We start from the raw sequence: 16,957 nt of genomic DNA, 5'->3' as shown, positions 1-16,957 counted from the left end.
ATACGGTAGATGCAGAACCTAAATAAAGTGTTTCTAACCAATGATTTTGTCCTGTCGTGTGAAAAGGCTTGATCTTTTTTTATTTGTAAATTTTAATAAGCGAATTAGTTTCGCATATACGAAAAATCGCCGATAACGGTAAATAATAAAACGCGAAGGGGAAAAAATGAAAAATCCAATGGATCTTAGTGGACATAATATCATCGTTACAGGTGCGGCGCAGGGTATTGGTGAGGGGGTTTCACGGCTGATTGCTGACCTTGGTGGTCGCGCCATCATGGTAGATATGCAAGGTGAGAAGCTTGAGCAACTTGTTGACGAGATTGGGTCTGACAAGGCAGAAATGCATGTTGGTTCCGTTGCCGATCCTGCATTTGTGCAAACTATGGTGGACAATGCTGTTTCCAAAAACTCAGTCATTCATGGTCTGGTGAATAACGCAGGTATCGTTCGTGCAGCCATGGCGGTCAAAATGCCTGTCAAAACGTGGCAGGAAGTTATCGATGTCAATTTGTCTGGTGTTTTCTACTGCTTGCAGGCCGTAGGTCGTCACATGTGGGAGCGCAATGCCGATGGAGATACGGGCCCAGCATCTATCGTCAATATTTCATCTGATGCAGGGCGCCGCGGGACAATTGGTCAGATAAACTATGGTGCCGCAAAATCCGGTGTCATGGGACTGACAATGAGTTCTGCACGTGAATGGGCGCAGCGTCAAATTCGTGTGAATTCAATTTGTTTCGGTGTGGTCGAAACAGAGATGACGGAAACTATTCGATCTGACAAGTTCCGTGACGGCGTTATGGCGCAAGTTCCAATGAAGCGTTTCTCCAATCCTGACGAAGTTTCCCAACCTGTTTGTTTCCTGTTGTCTGAGGCTTCCAGTTACATCACGGGTCAGCATCTTTCTGTAAATGGTGGTTACACAATCGGCGTTTAATTTGAGGCGCCCCGGTGGGGCGCCCTTTCCGCACAGGGAGGGATAAATGAGTGTAGTACTTACGCCGGAGCAGGAGCAGATCAGGGAAAATGTTCTGAAACTCTGCCAGCAGTTTGGTGATGATTATTGGCTTGAGCGCGATACGGACGGCAAGTTCCCGGAGGAGTTTTGTCAGGCCATTGTAAAAGAAGGTTATATGGGTATCGCCATGCCTGAGAAATATGGCGGAAGTGGCCTTGGCATTGCTGATGCGGCTGTTATGGCGCAGGCAATTACTGAATCCGGTGCAGGCAACGCTGGCTTCGCGGCCTTGATTATTGGAATTTTTGGTTTGAACCCAGTTGTCGTTTTTGGATCGGACGAGCAGAAAAACAAATGGCTTCCGCCAATTATCAAGCGCGAAGATGTCGCTTGTTTTGCTGTGACAGAGCCAAATACGGGGCTTGATACGACACGCCTTAAAACGCGCGCCGTTTGGGACGGAGACAAGTATGTTGTCAATGGTCGCAAAATCTGGACATCAACAGCCCAGCGCGCCAACAAGATGCTTCTGATTGCCCGGACAAAAAGTGAAGAAGAGACAAAGCGCCCAATTGATGGTTTGTCGCTTTTTTATACTGATTTGGACCGCGACTATGTGGATATTCGTGCCATCGACAAGATGGGTCGCAAATGCGTAGATTCCAATGAAATGTTCATTGATGATTTGCCTGTTCCAAAAGAACATTTGATCGGTGAAGAGGGCAAAGGTTTTCGTTATCTGCTTCACGGGCTAAACGCAGAACGGATTTTGATTTCTGCATCCATGGTCGGGCTTGGCCGTGCTGCTTTGAATAAAGCGGCCACTTACGCGCGGGAGCGAGAGGTGTTCGGGCGCCCGATCGGGCAAAATCAATCCATTCAACATCCACTTGCAGAATCCTGGGCTGAGCTGGAAGCGGCAAACCTAATGGCCTTCAGAGCGGCCCAAATGTATGACAATGGCGAAGAATGTGGCCTTCAGGCAAATGCTGCAAAATACCTCGCGGCAGAGGCAACGTTTAAATCCTGTACAAATGCCGTGATGACCCACGGCGGCATGGGATATGCCAAAGAGTTTCATGTCGAGCGGTATTTGAGGGAGAGCTTGATCCACAGGCTAGCCCCCATTAGCCCGCAATTAATCCTTAGCTACCTTGCTGAAAATGCATTGGGTTTGCCAAAATCATACTAAAAACTGGTTTACTTTGTTTTCTCCATGATCCACTCCACAAATCGTTTGACGAGATTTGCATTGGGGTGGTTCATGGGCCACAAAATGTAGTATTTCTGCGAGACCTTATGAGGAATATCGCAAACCTCTATCAGTCGACCTTCTGCGAGGTCATTTGATATGAGAAGATCTGGCGCGAGCACAACACCTTGCCCATTTACCGCAGCATCAATGGCAAGAGCCGTTTGGTTAAAGTCAAAAACTCGTCCTGTTGGATCGATTTTATCTTCCTCAAAAACATGTTCCCAGTAACGATGACTGTCTTGCAACAGGTTCAAGTGGCTGATTTCTTCTAATGTCTCAGTTTTTGAGGCTGCAATGTAACTAGGCGTCGCCGCCGCACGTAAATTTAAGTCAGAGAGTTTTACTGCGTTAAGATTGGTCACGTCTGGCTTTCTGCCAATTCTGATGGCGATATCAATCTCATCCTTTTCAAAATCTGCCAGAGTTTCTGAGGCGATGGTCTGGAAGCTGATGTCGGGAAATTCAGTAGCCATTTCCGCGAGCCTAGGCACAAACCACTTCGTCGCAAAAGAAGGTGGCAGGCTGATGCGTAATTTATGCGGTGTTTCAAGGAGTGCGGTTGTTGCCAGATCAATTGTCGTTAGTCCTGTTCGAACGGCGGCCAAATATTCTTTGCCTTTGTCCGTTAATTGAAGGCCACGGGCATGTCTTGAAAATAAGCCGACACCCAGATCTTGCTCAAGTTTTCGAACGCGTTGTGCCACGGCACCTTGCGTCAGATTCAATTCTTCAGATGCTTTTCTGAAATTCCCATGGCGTGCTGCGGCCTCGAATACCCTCAGGCTATTTAGATTGGCTTTGAACAAATGGTTTCCCTGACAGTAGATTTTCTACAGTCTCGCACGATTAATCATGACTGGTCAATTCTGCTGGTCCTTAGCATATTCATGAAAAGGATCTTTAGGAGAAAATGATGACGCAAAAAGTTGCAATGATCACCGCTGGTGGCAGTGGCATGGGTGCTGGGGCTGCAAGAAAGCTGGCGGAAGACGGTTTTAAGGTTGCTATATTATCGTCTTCCGGAAAGGGGGAAGCCCTGGCCGAGGAATTTGGAGGTGTCGGATATACCGGATCGAACCTCTCCGCAGATGACTTGCAAGCCTTTACTGATAAAGTGATTAACATGTATGGCCGGATCGACGTGCTAGTGAATTCTGCGGGTCACGGTCCTAAAGGCGACATTCTGGAAATCAGCGATGATGACTGGCATCTGGGTATGGAATATTACCTGATGAATGTGATCCGCCCAACGCGTCTTGTGGTTCCTCAAATGCTGAAAAATGGCGGTGGGACGATTATCAATATCTCAACATTTGCGGTGTTTGAGCCAGACCCTCTTTTTCCGACATCGGGTGTGTTCAGGGCAGGACTTGCGTCCTTCTCCAAACTCGTCTCGGACAAGTATGCCAAAGATAATATTCGGGTAAATAACGTGTTGCCCGGTTTTATTGACAGCTTGCCAGAGACAGAAGATCGCAAAAATCGTATTCCAATGGGCCGCTATGGTCATACGGATGAGGTGTCCGCACTTATCGGATATTTGGCCTCAGATGCAGCGGCTTATGTAACGGGACAAAATATACGCATTGATGGCGGGCTGACCCGCGCCCTATAAAATTCCTTTGCCGGGTTCGGTTGCGAGGGTAAAACTCAGTCACGTTAAAAGATCATTGGACGTGAAATGAGTGAATTAAACCTTGTGATCGGACCCGATCCGATTTTTAGACAAAAAGCCGTTGCTTTATTGACTGTTGATGATCGGGCGAGAAAGAATGCCAATCGAATGCTTGAAATTCTCCGAGAGGAAAAAGGGGTCGGTATTGGCGCAAATATGGTGGGCTTATTGCAAAGGATCATTGTGCTTGATCTTCCAGGCACTGAAACCGAGATGCCCTTGACGATGTTTAATCCTGAAATCGTCGACCAATCAGAGGAAACACATGTGTTCGAAGAAGCCTCTCTCAGTTTTCCGGGGGCGTCTGCGAAAATTGAAAGGCCCGCTAAGATTACAGTCAAATATCTGGATCAGAGTGGTGACGAAGTGATTTTGCAGGCAGATGGGTTTTTATCAACAACGATCCAGCATGAAATAGATTATCTGGACGGGCGCCTTTATTTTGACCATCTTTCCCGAGTAAAAAGAGACAGTCTCTTAAGAAAATACAAAAAGATGCGGAAGTAGGGGGATGGAGTGCGTTTCACAGCTTGTTTGGGTTTGATTTGTTTCCTTGTATTTACGGCAGGTATTGCAAGCAGTGAAACAGAAACCGTATCAGGTAAGTTCCTTTCCAATGATCAGGTGAGTGAGTTCCAAGTCCAACATATTCGCGAAGAAAGCGTGACTGCTACACACAGCTCAGGTTGGAAAGCCCAATTCGAGCTATGGGGGAGCGTTCAAGCAATCGGTACTTGCCGAGATCCGCTAACAGAACGCCATGACCTTTTGATTTTTCATTGTGATTTTGGCAACGGGCCTGTCTGTGTTGAGCAGATTATCACGTCACGTGAGGGTAGTCCTTTCCTTACAGTTGGGCGGGATACTCTTTTCGAAGGTGATTATACCCCAAACGAAGGACAAGAATGTACGTGGCGTAGCGGATTGAAAGCGCTTGATTTCATTGAGAAAATGGTTGCGAACTGGGCGCCTTTGTCGGGGCAGAAAGAGGACGCAACCTTTGATCTAAATGATCAAAAAATTGCCAAAACTCAGCCGAAGGAAATCTCTCTCATAGAGTTCAATATGTTGCTTAAAAAAGTAGATAGGTATGGGCCGGATCTCATTCAAAGAGACGTGGTTTCCGAAAATCAGGAATGGAAAATTCACTTGATCACAGGCATGCAAACCTGCAAAGCGTCGGGCCTTGTATTTGCAGAAAATAAAGAGAGTAACCGTGTGCTTTCCATCTATAGGGTAGAGTCTGGGTGCAGCAAAGCACTTAATTTCCCGCCTCAGGAAGGCGACTTGCTTGGGGATACGCTAGAAGCAGATTTTTGTATTTCCTGTGATTGGTATGGGGAATGGGCCCGCTTTCGCTGGGACCTGAAAAGCCATGAGGTGCAACTCATTCAAAACCGAGAATAGTGCGACGATAGAATTTGATTTTCTGATACAGTTTTTTGATTGTTGGGAAACAAAACAGAATGATAAGTCCCTTCAAAATTAAATAGTTGCAATATAGCTTTTCCCTAATTTGAAAATTTCCCTTTGCAATTCCTGTCAATTTGTTTTGTTATAAGATTGTAACAATACAAACAATCTGTTCACCTGTTCGGGTGTACATGAAAGGGAATTCAATGAAAGCGTTGAAGAAGATTATTGCAGGTGCTGCGCTGGCTGCTTCTGTTGTTGGTCTGGCGTCAATGGCATCTGCACAGGATATCAAGTTTTTCACAATTGGTACCGGTGGTACAGCCTACACATACTATCCAGTTGGTGGCGTGATTGCGAATGCGATTTCAAAGCCTCCGGGGTCTCGTGAATGTGGCAAAGGCGGTAGCTGTGGCGTTGATGGCCTGATCGCCTCTGCCGTGTCCTCACGTGGTTCTGTTGACAATGTGAACGCAATTATTTCTGGCCTGCGTAATTCAGGTTTCGCGCAATCTGACGTCGCTTACTGGGCGTACACAGGCACAGGGACTATGGAAGGTAAGCCACCAGCCAAGGACCTTCGTACAATTGCAGCTTTGTTCCAAGAGCATATCCACCTCATTGCCCGCGCTGATAGCGGCATCAACAGTGTTGCGGATCTGAAAGGAAAAGTTGTTTCTCTGGATGAGCCAGGTTCAGGCACATACGTGGATGCAAAACTGATCCTGGAAGCCAATGGCATGGGTGTTAAGGATGTGACGGCTGAAGCCTTGAAAGGCAACGCGGCGTCAGAAGCGCTTCGCAACGGTAAGATCGACGCTTACTTTGTGGTTGCCGGTTATCCAACTGGCTCCATTGTTGAACTGGCATCAGCTGAGAAAATCAAACTGGTTCCAATTGACGGTGATGGTGCAAAAGCACTAACCGACAAGTATGGCTTCTTTGCGCAGAGTGAAATCCCTGCAGGCACTTATGAAGGCGTAGAAGGTACAAACACTGTTGCCGTAGGTGCGCAGTGGTACACAAATGCCAAAGAAAGTGAAGAGTTGATCTACAAGATCACAAAAGCTCTGTGGAACAAAGAATCCCGCAAACTGCTGGATGTTGGCCATGCAAAAGGCAAGACCATTACTATTGAAACAGCACTCTCAGGTGTTGGTGTTCCATTGCACCCAGGCGCTGAAAAATTCTACAAAGAAGCAGGTTTGATTAAGTAATCAAATAAACTTCCGAGGCCCCAGATGAACACCCATCTGGGGCTTTTTTTATTCCAAGTCATGTATTTTAGGGACTGCGATTGATGACTGGTCAAACCCCACAGGAAGATTCCACGCTCACCCCAGAGGAACTGTTGGAGCTTGAAAAACGCTACGATCCGGAAAGTAATTTTCGAAGTACCGGAACAAAAATGGCGTTGTTTCTGTCCGCAATTTTGGTGGCCATGTCGGTGTATCATTTTTATGCATCAGGGTTTGGCCTGATCCGTGAATTGCTTCATCGTGGTATTCATCTGTCCTTTGTGCTCGGGCTGGTGTTTTTCCTTTATTCGGCCTTTAAGGGTCGTGATGCGGGTGCGCCATTAGGTGGCTGGCATCGTATTGGCGGAGTTGGTATTCAAGACATAGCTCTGGGTTTTCTGGCGGTGGGCGCGGCGCTTTATTTACCACTGTTGCCGCCTGAACTTGTCGCCGAACGAGTAGGTAACCCGTCACAAAGTGATGTGATTATGGGATCCGCGCTACTCCTTTTGACATTGGAAGCAACCCGCAGATCCGTTGGGCCAACCTTACCCTTGATTGCCTGTATCTTTATTGCGTTTGCCTTGTTTGGACCTTATGCACCTGGTGCATTAAAGCATGGCGGCGCGTCTTGGACAGGATTGATCAATCACATTTATATGACGAACCAGGGGATATACGGCATCGCCATCGGGGTTATGGCGCAGTATGTGTTTCTGTTTATTCTTTTTGGCGTGCTGGCCACAAAAATTGGGTTGGGCCAACTCTTTATTGATTTGGCGATGGTCATCGCAGGGCGTTTTTCTGGTGGTCCTGCGAAAGTTGCGATCTTCGCGTCCGCCTTTATGGGAAGTATTTCTGGCTCCTCGATTGCCAATACGGTGACAACAGGTGCGCTGACTATTCCTGCGATGAAACGGATTGGTTATCCCGCGCGTTTTTCTGCGGCGGTAGAAGCGACAGCGTCAACAGGTGGTCAGATTACACCGCCCATCATGGGGGCTGCGGCCTTCATTATGGTGGAGTATCTAGAAATCCCGCTTCGGGATATTCTCGCGGCGGCATTGTTCCCGGCGCTTCTTCATTATTTCGGTATCTTTATCATGGTGCATCTGGAGGCCCGTAAATTGGGTCTCCGTGGGTTGTCCTCAGCAGAACTTCCAAAACTGTTTTTGGTTTTGAAGGAACACTGGCTCGCGCTTGCACCGCTCATTGTGCTCGTCTATTTCATCCTCTCGGGTCGAACTCCTGACTTTGCGGCGGTTTATGGCATTATCGCTTGTGTGGTTGTTGGTTTCTTGAAGCCTAATAGCCGTCTTTCCCTGAAAGACCTGTGGGATGGGCTAGGCGCAGGGGCGAGAAGTACCATTGCGGTTGGTGCAGCTGCCGCCTGCGTTGGTATTATTGTCGGGGTGGTGACCCTGACCGGTGTTGGCTTCCGTCTTGGTTATGTTGTTGTTCAGACCGCAAGCGACATCGGCGCCTTTTTTGGAACGACCTGGCCTTTCAGCTTCTTCGAAGTTCCTCAATGGGCATTGTTCTTCTCCCTGCTTCTGGTGGCTATCGCCTGTATCTTTATGGGGGCGGGGATCCCGACAACAGCAACTTATATTATTCTGGTTGCGGTCGCCGGTCCCGCACTTGCTACTTTGCAAGTTGAACCGTTGGTGGCGCACTTCTTTGTGTTCTATTACGGGGTGCTTGCGGATATTACACCGCCTGTTGCACTGGCGGCTTATGCAGCTTCGGGTATTGCGGGATCCAACCCTTTCCGCACCGGTAATACGGCATTCAGGTTAGGCATTGCGAAAGCGCTTGTGCCATTTGTTTTTGTCTACTCGCCAGCTCTTTTGCTGGTCACAGATGGATTTACATGGTCTGAATTTATCATCACGCTAACCGGTGTCATGGCGGGGATCAGCTTCTTAGGTGTTGCCTTCACAGGATATATGTTGGCGCCTTTAAATCATTTTGAAAAATGGTATGTGGGCTTGGTCTCTTTGCTGTTTGTGGCGCCAGGTTTGGTGACAATGGGAATTGGCTTCTTGTTGATGGTTCCCATTATCGGGCGGCAACTGGCGATTGCACGACGAAAAACATAAATAAAAACCCGGCCTTTTGGCCGGGTTTTTTTATGGCTAGAGAATAGCTCTTTCGCGGAAAGTTTCTTGATCCACCGGGGCACGATTATGCGAGACGATCAGATAAATCAGTGGCACAATCGCCCCTAAGAAAAGGGTGCCAACAAACCACGGCCAAAATGCCAAGCCCCGATCCCTGGCGTCCTTTAGTAACCATCCCATTACCAATAACAATGAAATCACCAAATCGGCAAAGACTTGCCAACCGGCTGGTGTACTTAACTGAAACTCAATTAGGCCTATATATCCATGTTGTAGGAGCGCATAAATCGTTAAGGCTCCAAAGGGGATAAGCAGGGTGATACCAATAGTTCTTCTGTTCAGCATGATCTTGCTCCTTCATAAGAGTGAGGCAAGGGTGAGCTTTAAATTGGTTCTGTGCAATTACCTCAGAGGTAATTGAATTACGTCTCATCTGTTCGTAAGCTCTTTGCAAATGGAGGTGGCCATGAATAAACCGCTTAATGATAGTTTTCAGACCCTTTTTCGTCAGTGGAGAAACAGCCGGCATTTCTCCCAATTAGACCTCGCTTTGGAGGCCGATATTTCACAGCGCCATATCAGTTACCTTGAAACAGGTCGTAGCCGACCAAGCCGAGACATGATCCTTCATTTATCTGAAGTGCTGGAAATCCCATTGCGAGAGCGGAATACGCTTTTGAAAGCGGCTGGTTTTTCCGCTGAATACACAGAGACCGAATTGGAAGCACCAAAAATGAAACCTATTCGTGAGGCCGTGGCCCGTATTCTGGATCATCATACTCCATACCCCGCGATGGCGGTTGACCGGCTTTGGAATATTGTACAAACCAACAGTGCGGCTGACAGGATGTTGGAGGCTGCCAAAAGTCAGCTCAATCCTGCTGATTTCTCTTCTGAAGAGCTCAATTATCTTGGAAATATTGCGTTTCTGACCGTTCACCCCAAAGCCTTTCGTTCCCTCATAAAAAACTGGGAGGTATCAGGCCCTCAGTTTGTCCATCGTTTGAAACGAGACAAGGCTGCACTCGGAAATAGTCCATCGGCTCCCTTCTACGACATGCTTATTGAAGCGGCAGATCTTGATGAAAGAGTGGGTGCACCGCAAGAAGATCTTCTGCCGTTCATCCCGCTTGAGTTTACGCTTGCTGGCTTTGACTTAAGTGTCTTTTCTGTGATTTCTACGTTCGGTACACCACAAGACATCACAACCGATGAACTCCGGATTGAGGCTTTCTATCCGACCAATGACCAAACGGAAGCCTTCTTCGGCCAGTGAGCAGTTTTGTTTCTAAATTCAGTTGCCTCATTATCTGCTGTGCGGCATTACTAGGGTATCAGTAAACCGCAGGAAATAAGAATAATGAACGCTGAAGACGGGCAAAAATTAATGCTTCAGGAAGCCTTGGAAAAAGGGTTGATTGATAACTTGCTGGATGTCACCCCAGAGGAAGGTGCAACAGATAGTTTTATCGGTGCAGGTGGCGATTATCCGGTCCTCAACGTTTACGGCGGCCATCTTATAGGGCAGTCCTTGAAATCTGCGTTTAAAACAGTGGATGAGAACGTTTTGGCAACGTCATTCCATTTGAACTTTTTGAACGCGCCAAAAACGAAACAGTCGATCACCTATAGAGTTGAGCGCCTGAGGGATGGGAAGCGTTTTAAAACACGTTGTATAAGAGCTTACCAAAACGATGTCCTTATCATTTCGGCAACCGCTACTTTCAAAAAACCGGAAGTCGGGGACGAGCATCAGGTGATGGCTCCTGAAATCAAAACAGCGGAGCAGTTAAGGGAATTGCGAAAAGAGGAGGGGCGGCAGCCTTTGCTTCTTCCTCTCACCGGTCATGGTGTGGATATTGAACCTTTAGATGATTGGTCGCCCATAAAAGAGGATCATAAGGATCCGCATCTGTTGCAATGGATGCGAGGGTGCGTCGCACTTCATGCGGATGCTCAGCATCAACAATGTGTTATTGCGTATCTGTCTGACAGCACTACTTTGTTCGCCGCGCTTCGGCCCCATGGGAATGTGATGAGCCACAATCCAACAAGTCTGGACCATTCAATTTGGTTTCATGGAACAACCGATCCGGCAAACTGGATGCTCCTGGATATTGAGAGCCCAATAGCCTCAGATAATCGCGGCTTATCCAAAGGCACATTATTTGATGAGAATGGTCAGGTAGTCGCCGTTATCGCTCAAGAGTCTTCAATGACCCGGCGTTCATAAATTATCGGAATTTTTTCACATATTGGTCGGAGGTTATATGGGCCGTTTTATTGGCGAACTCATAGTAATCCGGCTTTTCATCTGTGTAGATTTCGGCTGTGAACGGTAATCCCGATTGGTCGTCAAAAAGGCCGATCGGGATGCCATGCATATCCTGCTTCTTTGCGTAGAAAAACAAATGTGTTCCACAATTGGAACAAAAACCGCGATCTGCATATTCGGACGAAGAGTATGTGGAAATTGGCCCTTTGAACTTGGCGTTGTTGGAAGGGACCGCCATATAGGGACCACCACCCCAAGTTCGGCACATATCACAATGGCATGCCTGTAATATTTCTAACGGATCGGCTGTAAAGGTCACTTTCCCGCACAAACAACTTCCAGATCTCGACATATGTTTCTCCTATCGTTAGCAAGCATCCTATTTGAAATCCAAAGATCGTGTCGAACAATTTCTTTAAAGTGAGGATCCTCTGAACCAGTATTAAACTTGAATGAAAATGAGAAAAGATACTAGAAAATCACTTCTTAGGTTGTATTATGAGATGCAATCAATATGAGAACATTGTGTGGGGGGAATAAATGAAAAAGATTATCGTAGTGTTGTCTTTACTGGTGCTAGGGGCGTGTTCAGCCGGGGCAGATTTTAACCGAGTTGAAAATAAATCCGTTGCACTTGGAAAAACAACAATAGTAGAAATTCAACAAAAACTGGGTGCGCCATATGCTTCAGGGAAAGAGGTAAAAAATGGCGCTACATTGGATGTTTTGTCATATTCTTTTGCAGATACGAAGGGCGACCCTTTAGAGAAAGATGTTGTCGCAGCGCGAACACAATCATTTTACTTTAGCAATGACGTACTAGTGGGACAGGTTTTTACCAGCTCTTTTAAAAGTGATGCGACAGATTTTGATACATCTCTGGTCGGTAAGATCCAGAAAAACAAATCCACTGTTAGTGAAGTGAGAGCTTTGTTGGGAAAAGAAACAGGTAAGCGCAGTGAGCCAATGACAAATGGTAAAGCTGAAGCAATCGTATACTATTACGTTGCAACACGCGCGTTTGGGTTAAAGTTTACCACAAAGGTAAAGGAACTAGTAGTTGAGTATGACAAATCAAGTCAACTTGTCCTTGATGTGCAACTGAAAGAAACAACAGATTCAGCAGGTTAAACTAAATATGTTTCACCCGTTGTTGCGCTTCCTAAAAATTATGGTCTTTTCGTCCTTGTCGTTCACTCTGACAGGGTGCCTAGGCTTTATAAACATGACAGATATAAAGTTCTCAGAAAGCTCTGATACAGCTGTGATTGCTCTTTTGAATAGCGACATGCGGGTGAACGCACGTGCACAATTTCTAGAAATCGACGTAAAGACTGAACGATTAACTGGGAATTGGTTTCTTGTAGATATGAAAAGGGATGCAAAAACCCCAGCATTCTTTGTTAAAGAGGTTCCCGCAGGTACCTACTTTCTGAATAAAGTCGTTTCAAGTAGTGATGTAGGTATCGTTCGATATACTAATCACAAATGCCACGGTAAGGTGAGTGAGGTTTTTGATCTCAGGGAAGGTAGAGTAAACGAGGTAAGGTCAGGTAAGCTCTCGAAAGGTGATGATTTACCTGCCAAAGAACTGGCGGGTATTCTGAAACAGTGGCCAAATATTTCAGCACCGGTGTATCAAGCGAAGCTCGTTGGTTATGTAACCGGAAATCTTAAGGTTTGTGCGGATAGAGGTATAGACGAAGATGTGCATATGCCCATCTTACAGAAAAAATAAAAGTACTAATTCTTCCCGAGGACGCATTCTGAAAGCAAATTCAATAACTCATAATCAGATCTATTCTCCAATTCAAGAATGACTTCATAGGGATCTCCTGTAAGGCCGAGGGTTTTCGCGAAGGCGGGTTCGGTTTTGAGGCCTTGTTGTTTGAGTGCTCTAATTTGTGAGGCCAGATCAGGAGCGAGGTCTAGAAGCCTTTTTTCTACGAAATAGTGCCGAACACCCCACTGATCTATTGTCGGGATTGTTTGGCAGAATATTTCGATTTCCCATCCCATATGCTTAAAATTGACAATAACAGTGGGGCGGTGTTGCACAAAGCGGGTGCGGGTTGAGAAACCATTGAAATCACCGAAGATCTTGACCGTTGCACGTTCAAAATCCTCCAGGTTTATGCTGCTGCAAGCGATGTCAATGTCACTCGTTTCAATCTGGATCCCAAGCGGAGGTGTTCCGATGATGACGGGTTGATATTGAGATAGTTTTTCCAGTGCTTGCAAATCTTCGAGCACGTCTTTGTAGTGCGGTTTCATTAAAGGAGCTATCTCAGTTTGCCAACGGTGATCTTGTCATAGGACGTTTGCGAAATCGGGATGCCACTCCGGGCAAGGCGAATATCTTTTAAGACCCAGTTCAGCTTAGGAGCATACTCTTTTCTGTATCTGATGGGAGCTCCTCCTTTATCAAAGGTCAAGGTTGTTTCCACCATCAACGTTTTATAGGTGCAGTCTTTAACGCTAACCGAAGATGTCCCTGTGAGCTCTACTTCAAATTCCCCCTCTGAGAAAAGTTCCGAGTTCCGGTAAAACTTGATGTTGCTACTCCAGTTTTCTGAACTCTTCAGGTTTGTAAGTTCATTTGGATCCTTATCATAGCTGATAGAAAGAACTTCCGTTGATGATCTTCGCTCTTCTACCGCAAGTGGATGGGTGTAAGAGGAGATTATCTCTACTCGCTCACCTTTGCTGGTCATGATCCTGTGGGCTTTAATGCCATTTCCAATTTGAATAACAAGTTCCGAGAGAAACGGGCTGGCGCGGGTGAAAGTAACACCTGATTTAAGATCATCTTTTGTCGGGCATTTGGCGCTGAGCAGACTTGGTGAAATCACCGCCGCCACCGCCACAATAGATGCGAGGATATTCCTTTGTGTTAAGAGCTTCATGCTTCTTATTCCCGCCTCAGGATGGACCTAGGTAGATAATTAGACATATAATAAAGGAAAAGAACAAGACTATCGTTAAGGAGCGGTCATATGGGCCCAACGTCACACAGCTTTATTTCGCAGCGAACCAAACTTCATTATGTCGATTGGGGGAATCCAGAAGCGCCGCCTCTGCTTCTTATCCATGGTGGGCGGGATCATTGTCGGAACTGGGACTGGATTGCGGAAGAGCTGCGACACGATTGGCATATCATTGCCCCAGATATGCGTGGCCACGGGGATAGTGAATGGTCTACTGATGGTAATTATAGTGTGCAGAATTACATATATGATATTGCGCAACTTGTTCATCAGAAAGAGTTGAGCCCGGTTACTATCGTTTCCCATTCCATGGGTGGGAATATCGCGCTTCGCTACACGGGATTATATCCAGAAAAGGTGCGCAAACTTGTCGCTATTGAAGGACTTGGACCATCTCCAAAAATGATTGAGGAAATGCAACAAACCTCAATGGCGGAACGGTGGAGAAAATGGATTGATGAAAAACGTGCCGCCAGTGCACGAACCCATCGTAAATACGAGACTTTTGAGGATGCTCTTGCCCGAATGAAAGGGGAGAATAAGCATCTTTCAGATGAACAGGCATTGCACCTCACCATTCATGCGGTAAACCAAAATGAAGACGGGACCTTTAGCTGGAAGTTTGACCCGCATATGCGGGTTTGGGGACCTTTCGATTTGCCTCATGAAGAGGTGCAAAAACTCTGGGGGGAAATAACCTGCCCAACATTACTTTGTTATGGAGAGGATAGTTGGGCGTCAAATCCCGAAGAAGACGGGCGTATTAAGTACTTCAACACTGCAAAGGTGAAGAATTATAAAAATGCCGGCCATTGGTTGCATCATGACCAGTTTGAAGAGTTTCTGGCTGACCTGAAAGAGTTTCTCTAAAGAGCGGAACGCCACCGTAGCATATACGGTGGCGCCAAAAATTAGCCTGCTGCAGTAATTGTCCCGGTTGGATGAGATTGCCCCTCAGGCAAATCACCCGACATCACGTGTTTATAGGCGTGCCATGTTGCATGGCCGATAAGAGGCAAGGTCACAATCAGGCCGATACCGCCTGTGATCAACCCGATCCCGGTAAAGGTCACAATAACAGCGGCCCACAGGATCATAGCGCTTCGATTATGATAAACGGCGTAGGCGCTGGTGATCAGCGATGGCAAAAGAACGGATTTCCGATCCATCATCATGGGCATGGAAAATGCGCCTATAAAGAAAATACAGGTTGCAAAAACAGCGCCAACGATGCCGATTGAAATCCCGAAATAGACACCTTCAATGCTCAAAGCACGAAGAAGAATTTTCTGCCAGTCCGGCATCACACCAGGGAAATTAAGTGCGAAAACGGTAAAAGATAGCCGGATCCAAACCTGAAACACAAAGGCAAGGGCAACGCCAAAACCGAAAATCCCAAGTTTGTTATAGCGTGCAGCTGTAACCGCGCTCCAAAGGCTTACTTTTTCACCAGCCGCTGATCGTCGGCTGATTTCGTAAAAGCCAATGCCAACCGCGGGGCCTACCAATAAAAACCCGGTCAGACCCGGCAATATCAGGTAAGGCCACCCCATAAAATAAAAGCCGAAAGAAATGGCAACGCCTATGATGATAAAAAGCGCCGCGTAACTGACACTCACCATGATATTCGCTTTCAGGTCTGCCCAGCCAGCTGCCAGCCATTTCCACACATCGTCTGTTCCGACCTCGGTCACGTATGCCATTTCATCAATCAATGAAATAACGTTCTTTGGTCCGTCTTCTCCTGCCCCATTTTTGGGGGGCGTGTTGTTATCAGTGGTCATGTTTCCCTCCCAAAGTACACATGCTTTTTGGGGAATCTTAAAAGCAATCCATAAATTAGTAAAGTTTTGTGATGTGGTAGATTAGAGTAAGGCTAGTTCTTGTTTAGGGCGGATTCTAAAACCACGTCGACCATGTTTTCTGCGGTTGACCAAGGATAGTCCTTAATGGTGTTTGCGCAAAATGCAATGCCAATTAACATGTTCAAAAGAGTGTCGGTGACAAGTTTTACGCGAGCTTTATTTACACAGACTGGTTCCACCAATTCAGTATAAAAATGGAAATGGGTTAAAGTGTTGCTCTTATTAAGAAAACTGCCAACATCAGCTCGTGTGATTTCTGCAGACATGAACACCAATCTGAAGTGGTCTGGGTGATCAATCCAAAACTGGACAAAAATTTTGGAAGCCAAAGAAAGGCGCTCTTCATCGTCAAGATCAGGGGTCAGCTTATGTCGGATGTGATCAAAAAGTTCGCCCAGTATGTCAGCCCAAAGGTGCTGTAAAATATCTATTTTTCCATCAAAATGTGCGTAGATTGTCATGGGAGCGCAGCCAACTTCTTTGGCTAGGCGGCGCATTGAAATCGCAGCATATCCTTCTTCTTGAAAGAGACTTAGGGCACAGAGAATGATTTTTGCCCTCAGCTCTTCAAATTGCCTGTCACTTTTTGGGCGTCGTCCCAATGTTGCATCCTGATTTTAGAATTATCCTATTTCTATATAAAAGAACGCGTTCTAAAAAACAATTGACCAGCTTCTTTTTTTAAATTAGAACGCGTACTAATTTAAATCTGAAGGTGAAAATTAAGGAGGTTCAGGTGCAGTCAATTGTAATTTTGCGAGTGATTTTGGGTTTGACCGGGCTAGCTGTTATGATTTTGGGGTTAAATATCGGTTTAGGGGGGATGCAAACCCTGGGGTGGCAAATATCCACCGGCTTCGTGGCTGTTCTCGATGAAGGGTTGTATGAGATCCAAGATAATCACTTTCGGTTTCTTGGGGGTGTGTGGTTCTCAATTGGCGGGGTTTATCTGCTGAGCTCTGTTTGGTTTGGAAAACTACAACAAACTATTGTTATCATTAGTTTAGCTGTCGCGTTCGGGGGGATGTTCCGGTTGAGTGTCTTGGATTTGGGTATTTTATTAAAAGATGGAATACTCGCCTCTTTCATTTTGGAAATAGCGTTTTTTCCCGTACTGGCATTTTGGGCCAAAAAAACAAAAGCCGAGTAGCTTAGTTTTCAGTTT

The 16,957-nt window shown here is 46.3% G+C and carries 20 protein-coding genes; 13 read left to right on the top strand and 7 right to left on the bottom strand.

The window, feature by feature from the left end:
- The first annotated feature begins 166 nt into the window (after window positions 1-166).
- Both GUA87_RS00540 and GUA87_RS00535 read left to right on the top strand, forming a co-directional pair.
- Window positions 167-940, top strand: a complete 774-nt coding sequence (locus GUA87_RS00540) for an SDR family NAD(P)-dependent oxidoreductase (protein WP_193714585.1) — start codon at window positions 167-169, stop codon at window positions 938-940.
- A 46-nt stretch (window positions 941-986) separates the two neighbouring features.
- Entirely contained in the window at window positions 987-2,153 is a 1,167-nt protein-coding gene (locus GUA87_RS00535) for an acyl-CoA dehydrogenase family protein (protein WP_193714584.1), read from the top strand.
- Between the two features lie 8 nt (window positions 2,154-2,161).
- Here GUA87_RS00535 and GUA87_RS00530 read toward each other — a convergent pair whose 3' ends face one another.
- On the bottom strand, window positions 2,162-3,022 hold the full coding sequence (locus GUA87_RS00530; RefSeq protein WP_193714583.1) for a LysR substrate-binding domain-containing protein: 861 nt from the start codon (window positions 3,020-3,022) through the stop codon (window positions 2,162-2,164).
- 104 nt (window positions 3,023-3,126) lie between these two features.
- Between GUA87_RS00530 and GUA87_RS00525 the strand changes: the two genes are divergently transcribed.
- The 5 genes from GUA87_RS00525 (at window position 3,127) to GUA87_RS00505 (ending at window position 8,644) form a co-directional block, all read left to right on the top strand.
- The gene (locus tag GUA87_RS00525; RefSeq protein WP_193714582.1) at window positions 3,127-3,831 is read left to right on the top strand and encodes an SDR family oxidoreductase; all 705 of its coding nucleotides are present in this window, start codon (window positions 3,127-3,129) and stop codon (window positions 3,829-3,831) included.
- A 66-nt stretch (window positions 3,832-3,897) separates the two neighbouring features.
- Entirely contained in the window at window positions 3,898-4,398 is a 501-nt protein-coding gene (gene def, locus GUA87_RS00520; RefSeq protein ID WP_193714581.1) for a peptide deformylase, read from the top strand.
- Window positions 4,399-4,407: 9 nt separating this feature from the next.
- Complete coding sequence (locus GUA87_RS00515; protein WP_193714580.1) at window positions 4,408-5,298, top strand: hypothetical protein; 891 nt, start codon at window positions 4,408-4,410, stop codon at window positions 5,296-5,298.
- A 212-nt stretch (window positions 5,299-5,510) separates the two neighbouring features.
- The gene (locus GUA87_RS00510; RefSeq protein WP_193714579.1) at window positions 5,511-6,521 is read left to right on the top strand and encodes a TAXI family TRAP transporter solute-binding subunit; all 1,011 of its coding nucleotides are present in this window, start codon (window positions 5,511-5,513) and stop codon (window positions 6,519-6,521) included.
- Between the two features lie 83 nt (window positions 6,522-6,604).
- Window positions 6,605-8,644 (top strand): TRAP transporter permease, encoded by a 2,040-nt coding sequence (locus GUA87_RS00505; protein WP_193714578.1) that lies wholly within the window; start codon window positions 6,605-6,607, stop codon window positions 8,642-8,644.
- 36 nt (window positions 8,645-8,680) lie between these two features.
- On the opposite strand, the gene GUA87_RS00500 is transcribed toward GUA87_RS00505, so the two are convergent.
- Entirely contained in the window at window positions 8,681-9,010 is a 330-nt protein-coding gene (locus GUA87_RS00500) for a hypothetical protein (RefSeq protein ID WP_193714577.1), read from the bottom strand.
- Window positions 9,011-9,131: 121 nt separating this feature from the next.
- Here GUA87_RS00500 and GUA87_RS00495 point away from each other — a divergent pair, with 121 nt between their 5' ends.
- Both GUA87_RS00495 and GUA87_RS00490 read left to right on the top strand, forming a co-directional pair.
- Complete coding sequence (locus GUA87_RS00495) at window positions 9,132-9,941, top strand: helix-turn-helix domain-containing protein (RefSeq protein WP_193714576.1); 810 nt, start codon at window positions 9,132-9,134, stop codon at window positions 9,939-9,941.
- 84 nt (window positions 9,942-10,025) lie between these two features.
- A complete protein-coding gene (locus tag GUA87_RS00490) occupies window positions 10,026-10,898 on the top strand; it encodes an acyl-CoA thioesterase (protein ID WP_193714575.1) in 873 nt (290 codons plus the stop codon).
- Window position 10,899: 1 nt separating this feature from the next.
- On the opposite strand, the gene GUA87_RS00485 is transcribed toward GUA87_RS00490, so the two are convergent.
- Entirely contained in the window at window positions 10,900-11,292 is a 393-nt protein-coding gene (locus GUA87_RS00485) for a GFA family protein (protein WP_193714574.1), read from the bottom strand.
- A 188-nt stretch (window positions 11,293-11,480) separates the two neighbouring features.
- Between GUA87_RS00485 and GUA87_RS00480 the strand changes: the two genes are divergently transcribed.
- On the top strand, window positions 11,481-12,071 hold the full coding sequence (locus tag GUA87_RS00480) for a hypothetical protein (protein WP_193714573.1): 591 nt from the start codon (window positions 11,481-11,483) through the stop codon (window positions 12,069-12,071).
- A 94-nt stretch (window positions 12,072-12,165) separates the two neighbouring features.
- Entirely contained in the window at window positions 12,166-12,678 is a 513-nt protein-coding gene (locus GUA87_RS00475; RefSeq protein WP_193714572.1) for a hypothetical protein, read from the top strand.
- Between the two features lie 5 nt (window positions 12,679-12,683).
- Here the strand turns inward: GUA87_RS00475 and GUA87_RS00470 are convergent, their stop codons facing one another.
- Together GUA87_RS00470 and GUA87_RS00465 are read right to left on the bottom strand one after the other, a co-directional pair.
- Complete coding sequence (locus GUA87_RS00470) at window positions 12,684-13,214, bottom strand: DUF4269 domain-containing protein (protein WP_193714571.1); 531 nt, start codon at window positions 13,212-13,214, stop codon at window positions 12,684-12,686.
- Window positions 13,215-13,222: 8 nt separating this feature from the next.
- Window positions 13,223-13,846, bottom strand: a complete 624-nt coding sequence (locus GUA87_RS00465; protein WP_193714570.1) for a hypothetical protein — start codon at window positions 13,844-13,846, stop codon at window positions 13,223-13,225.
- 90 nt (window positions 13,847-13,936) lie between these two features.
- On the opposite strand from GUA87_RS00465, the gene GUA87_RS00460 reads away from it, so the two are divergent.
- Window positions 13,937-14,797, top strand: coding sequence for an alpha/beta fold hydrolase (locus tag GUA87_RS00460; RefSeq protein WP_193714569.1), 861 nt, complete (start codon window positions 13,937-13,939; stop codon window positions 14,795-14,797).
- A 41-nt stretch (window positions 14,798-14,838) separates the two neighbouring features.
- Here GUA87_RS00460 and GUA87_RS00455 read toward each other — a convergent pair whose 3' ends face one another.
- Together GUA87_RS00455 and GUA87_RS00450 are read right to left on the bottom strand one after the other, a co-directional pair.
- Window positions 14,839-15,711: a DUF2189 domain-containing protein gene (locus tag GUA87_RS00455; protein ID WP_193714568.1), complete on the bottom strand. Its 873-nt coding sequence runs from the start codon at window positions 15,709-15,711 to the stop codon at window positions 14,839-14,841.
- Between the two features lie 92 nt (window positions 15,712-15,803).
- Window positions 15,804-16,394, bottom strand: a complete 591-nt coding sequence (locus GUA87_RS00450; RefSeq protein ID WP_193714567.1) for a TetR/AcrR family transcriptional regulator — start codon at window positions 16,392-16,394, stop codon at window positions 15,804-15,806.
- A 134-nt stretch (window positions 16,395-16,528) separates the two neighbouring features.
- Here GUA87_RS00450 and GUA87_RS00445 point away from each other — a divergent pair, with 134 nt between their 5' ends.
- Entirely contained in the window at window positions 16,529-16,942 is a 414-nt protein-coding gene (locus GUA87_RS00445) for a DUF4345 family protein (protein ID WP_193714566.1), read from the top strand.
- Window positions 16,943-16,957 lie beyond the last annotated feature (15 nt).

Origin of the sequence: Sneathiella sp. P13V-1 (assembly GCF_015143595.1) — a bacterium.
GTDB lineage: Bacteria > Pseudomonadota > Alphaproteobacteria > Sneathiellales > Sneathiellaceae > Sneathiella.
Note: the sequence above shows the minus strand (reverse complement) of the source record. Positions and strands in the feature narration are given on the sequence as shown.

Excerpts from the sequence above, each read along its gene's own strand:
- GUA87_RS00540 (WP_193714585.1), top strand. The coding sequence starts at position 167 with ATGAAAAATCCAATGGATCTTAGTGGACATAATATCATCGTTACAGGT.
- GUA87_RS00535 (WP_193714584.1), top strand. The coding sequence starts at position 987 with ATGAGTGTAGTACTTACGCCGGAGCAGGAGCAGATCAGGGAAAATGTT.
- GUA87_RS00525 (WP_193714582.1), top strand. The coding sequence starts at position 3,127 with ATGATGACGCAAAAAGTTGCAATGATCACCGCTGGTGGCAGTGGCATG.
- def (WP_193714581.1), top strand. The coding sequence starts at position 3,898 with ATGAGTGAATTAAACCTTGTGATCGGACCCGATCCGATTTTTAGACAA.
- GUA87_RS00510 (WP_193714579.1), top strand. The coding sequence starts at position 5,511 with ATGAAAGCGTTGAAGAAGATTATTGCAGGTGCTGCGCTGGCTGCTTCT.
- GUA87_RS00505 (WP_193714578.1), top strand. The coding sequence starts at position 6,605 with ATGACTGGTCAAACCCCACAGGAAGATTCCACGCTCACCCCAGAGGAA.
- GUA87_RS00500 (WP_193714577.1), bottom strand. The coding sequence starts at position 9,010 with ATGCTGAACAGAAGAACTATTGGTATCACCCTGCTTATCCCCTTTGGA.
- GUA87_RS00495 (WP_193714576.1), top strand. The coding sequence starts at position 9,132 with ATGAATAAACCGCTTAATGATAGTTTTCAGACCCTTTTTCGTCAGTGG.
- GUA87_RS00490 (WP_193714575.1), top strand. The coding sequence starts at position 10,026 with ATGAACGCTGAAGACGGGCAAAAATTAATGCTTCAGGAAGCCTTGGAA.
- GUA87_RS00485 (WP_193714574.1), bottom strand. The coding sequence starts at position 11,292 with ATGTCGAGATCTGGAAGTTGTTTGTGCGGGAAAGTGACCTTTACAGCC.
- GUA87_RS00480 (WP_193714573.1), top strand. The coding sequence starts at position 11,481 with ATGAAAAAGATTATCGTAGTGTTGTCTTTACTGGTGCTAGGGGCGTGT.
- GUA87_RS00475 (WP_193714572.1), top strand. The coding sequence starts at position 12,166 with ATGACAGATATAAAGTTCTCAGAAAGCTCTGATACAGCTGTGATTGCT.
- GUA87_RS00470 (WP_193714571.1), bottom strand. The coding sequence starts at position 13,214 with ATGAAACCGCACTACAAAGACGTGCTCGAAGATTTGCAAGCACTGGAA.
- GUA87_RS00465 (WP_193714570.1), bottom strand. The coding sequence starts at position 13,846 with ATGAAGCTCTTAACACAAAGGAATATCCTCGCATCTATTGTGGCGGTG.
- GUA87_RS00460 (WP_193714569.1), top strand. The coding sequence starts at position 13,937 with ATGGGCCCAACGTCACACAGCTTTATTTCGCAGCGAACCAAACTTCAT.
- GUA87_RS00455 (WP_193714568.1), bottom strand. The coding sequence starts at position 15,711 with ATGACCACTGATAACAACACGCCCCCCAAAAATGGGGCAGGAGAAGAC.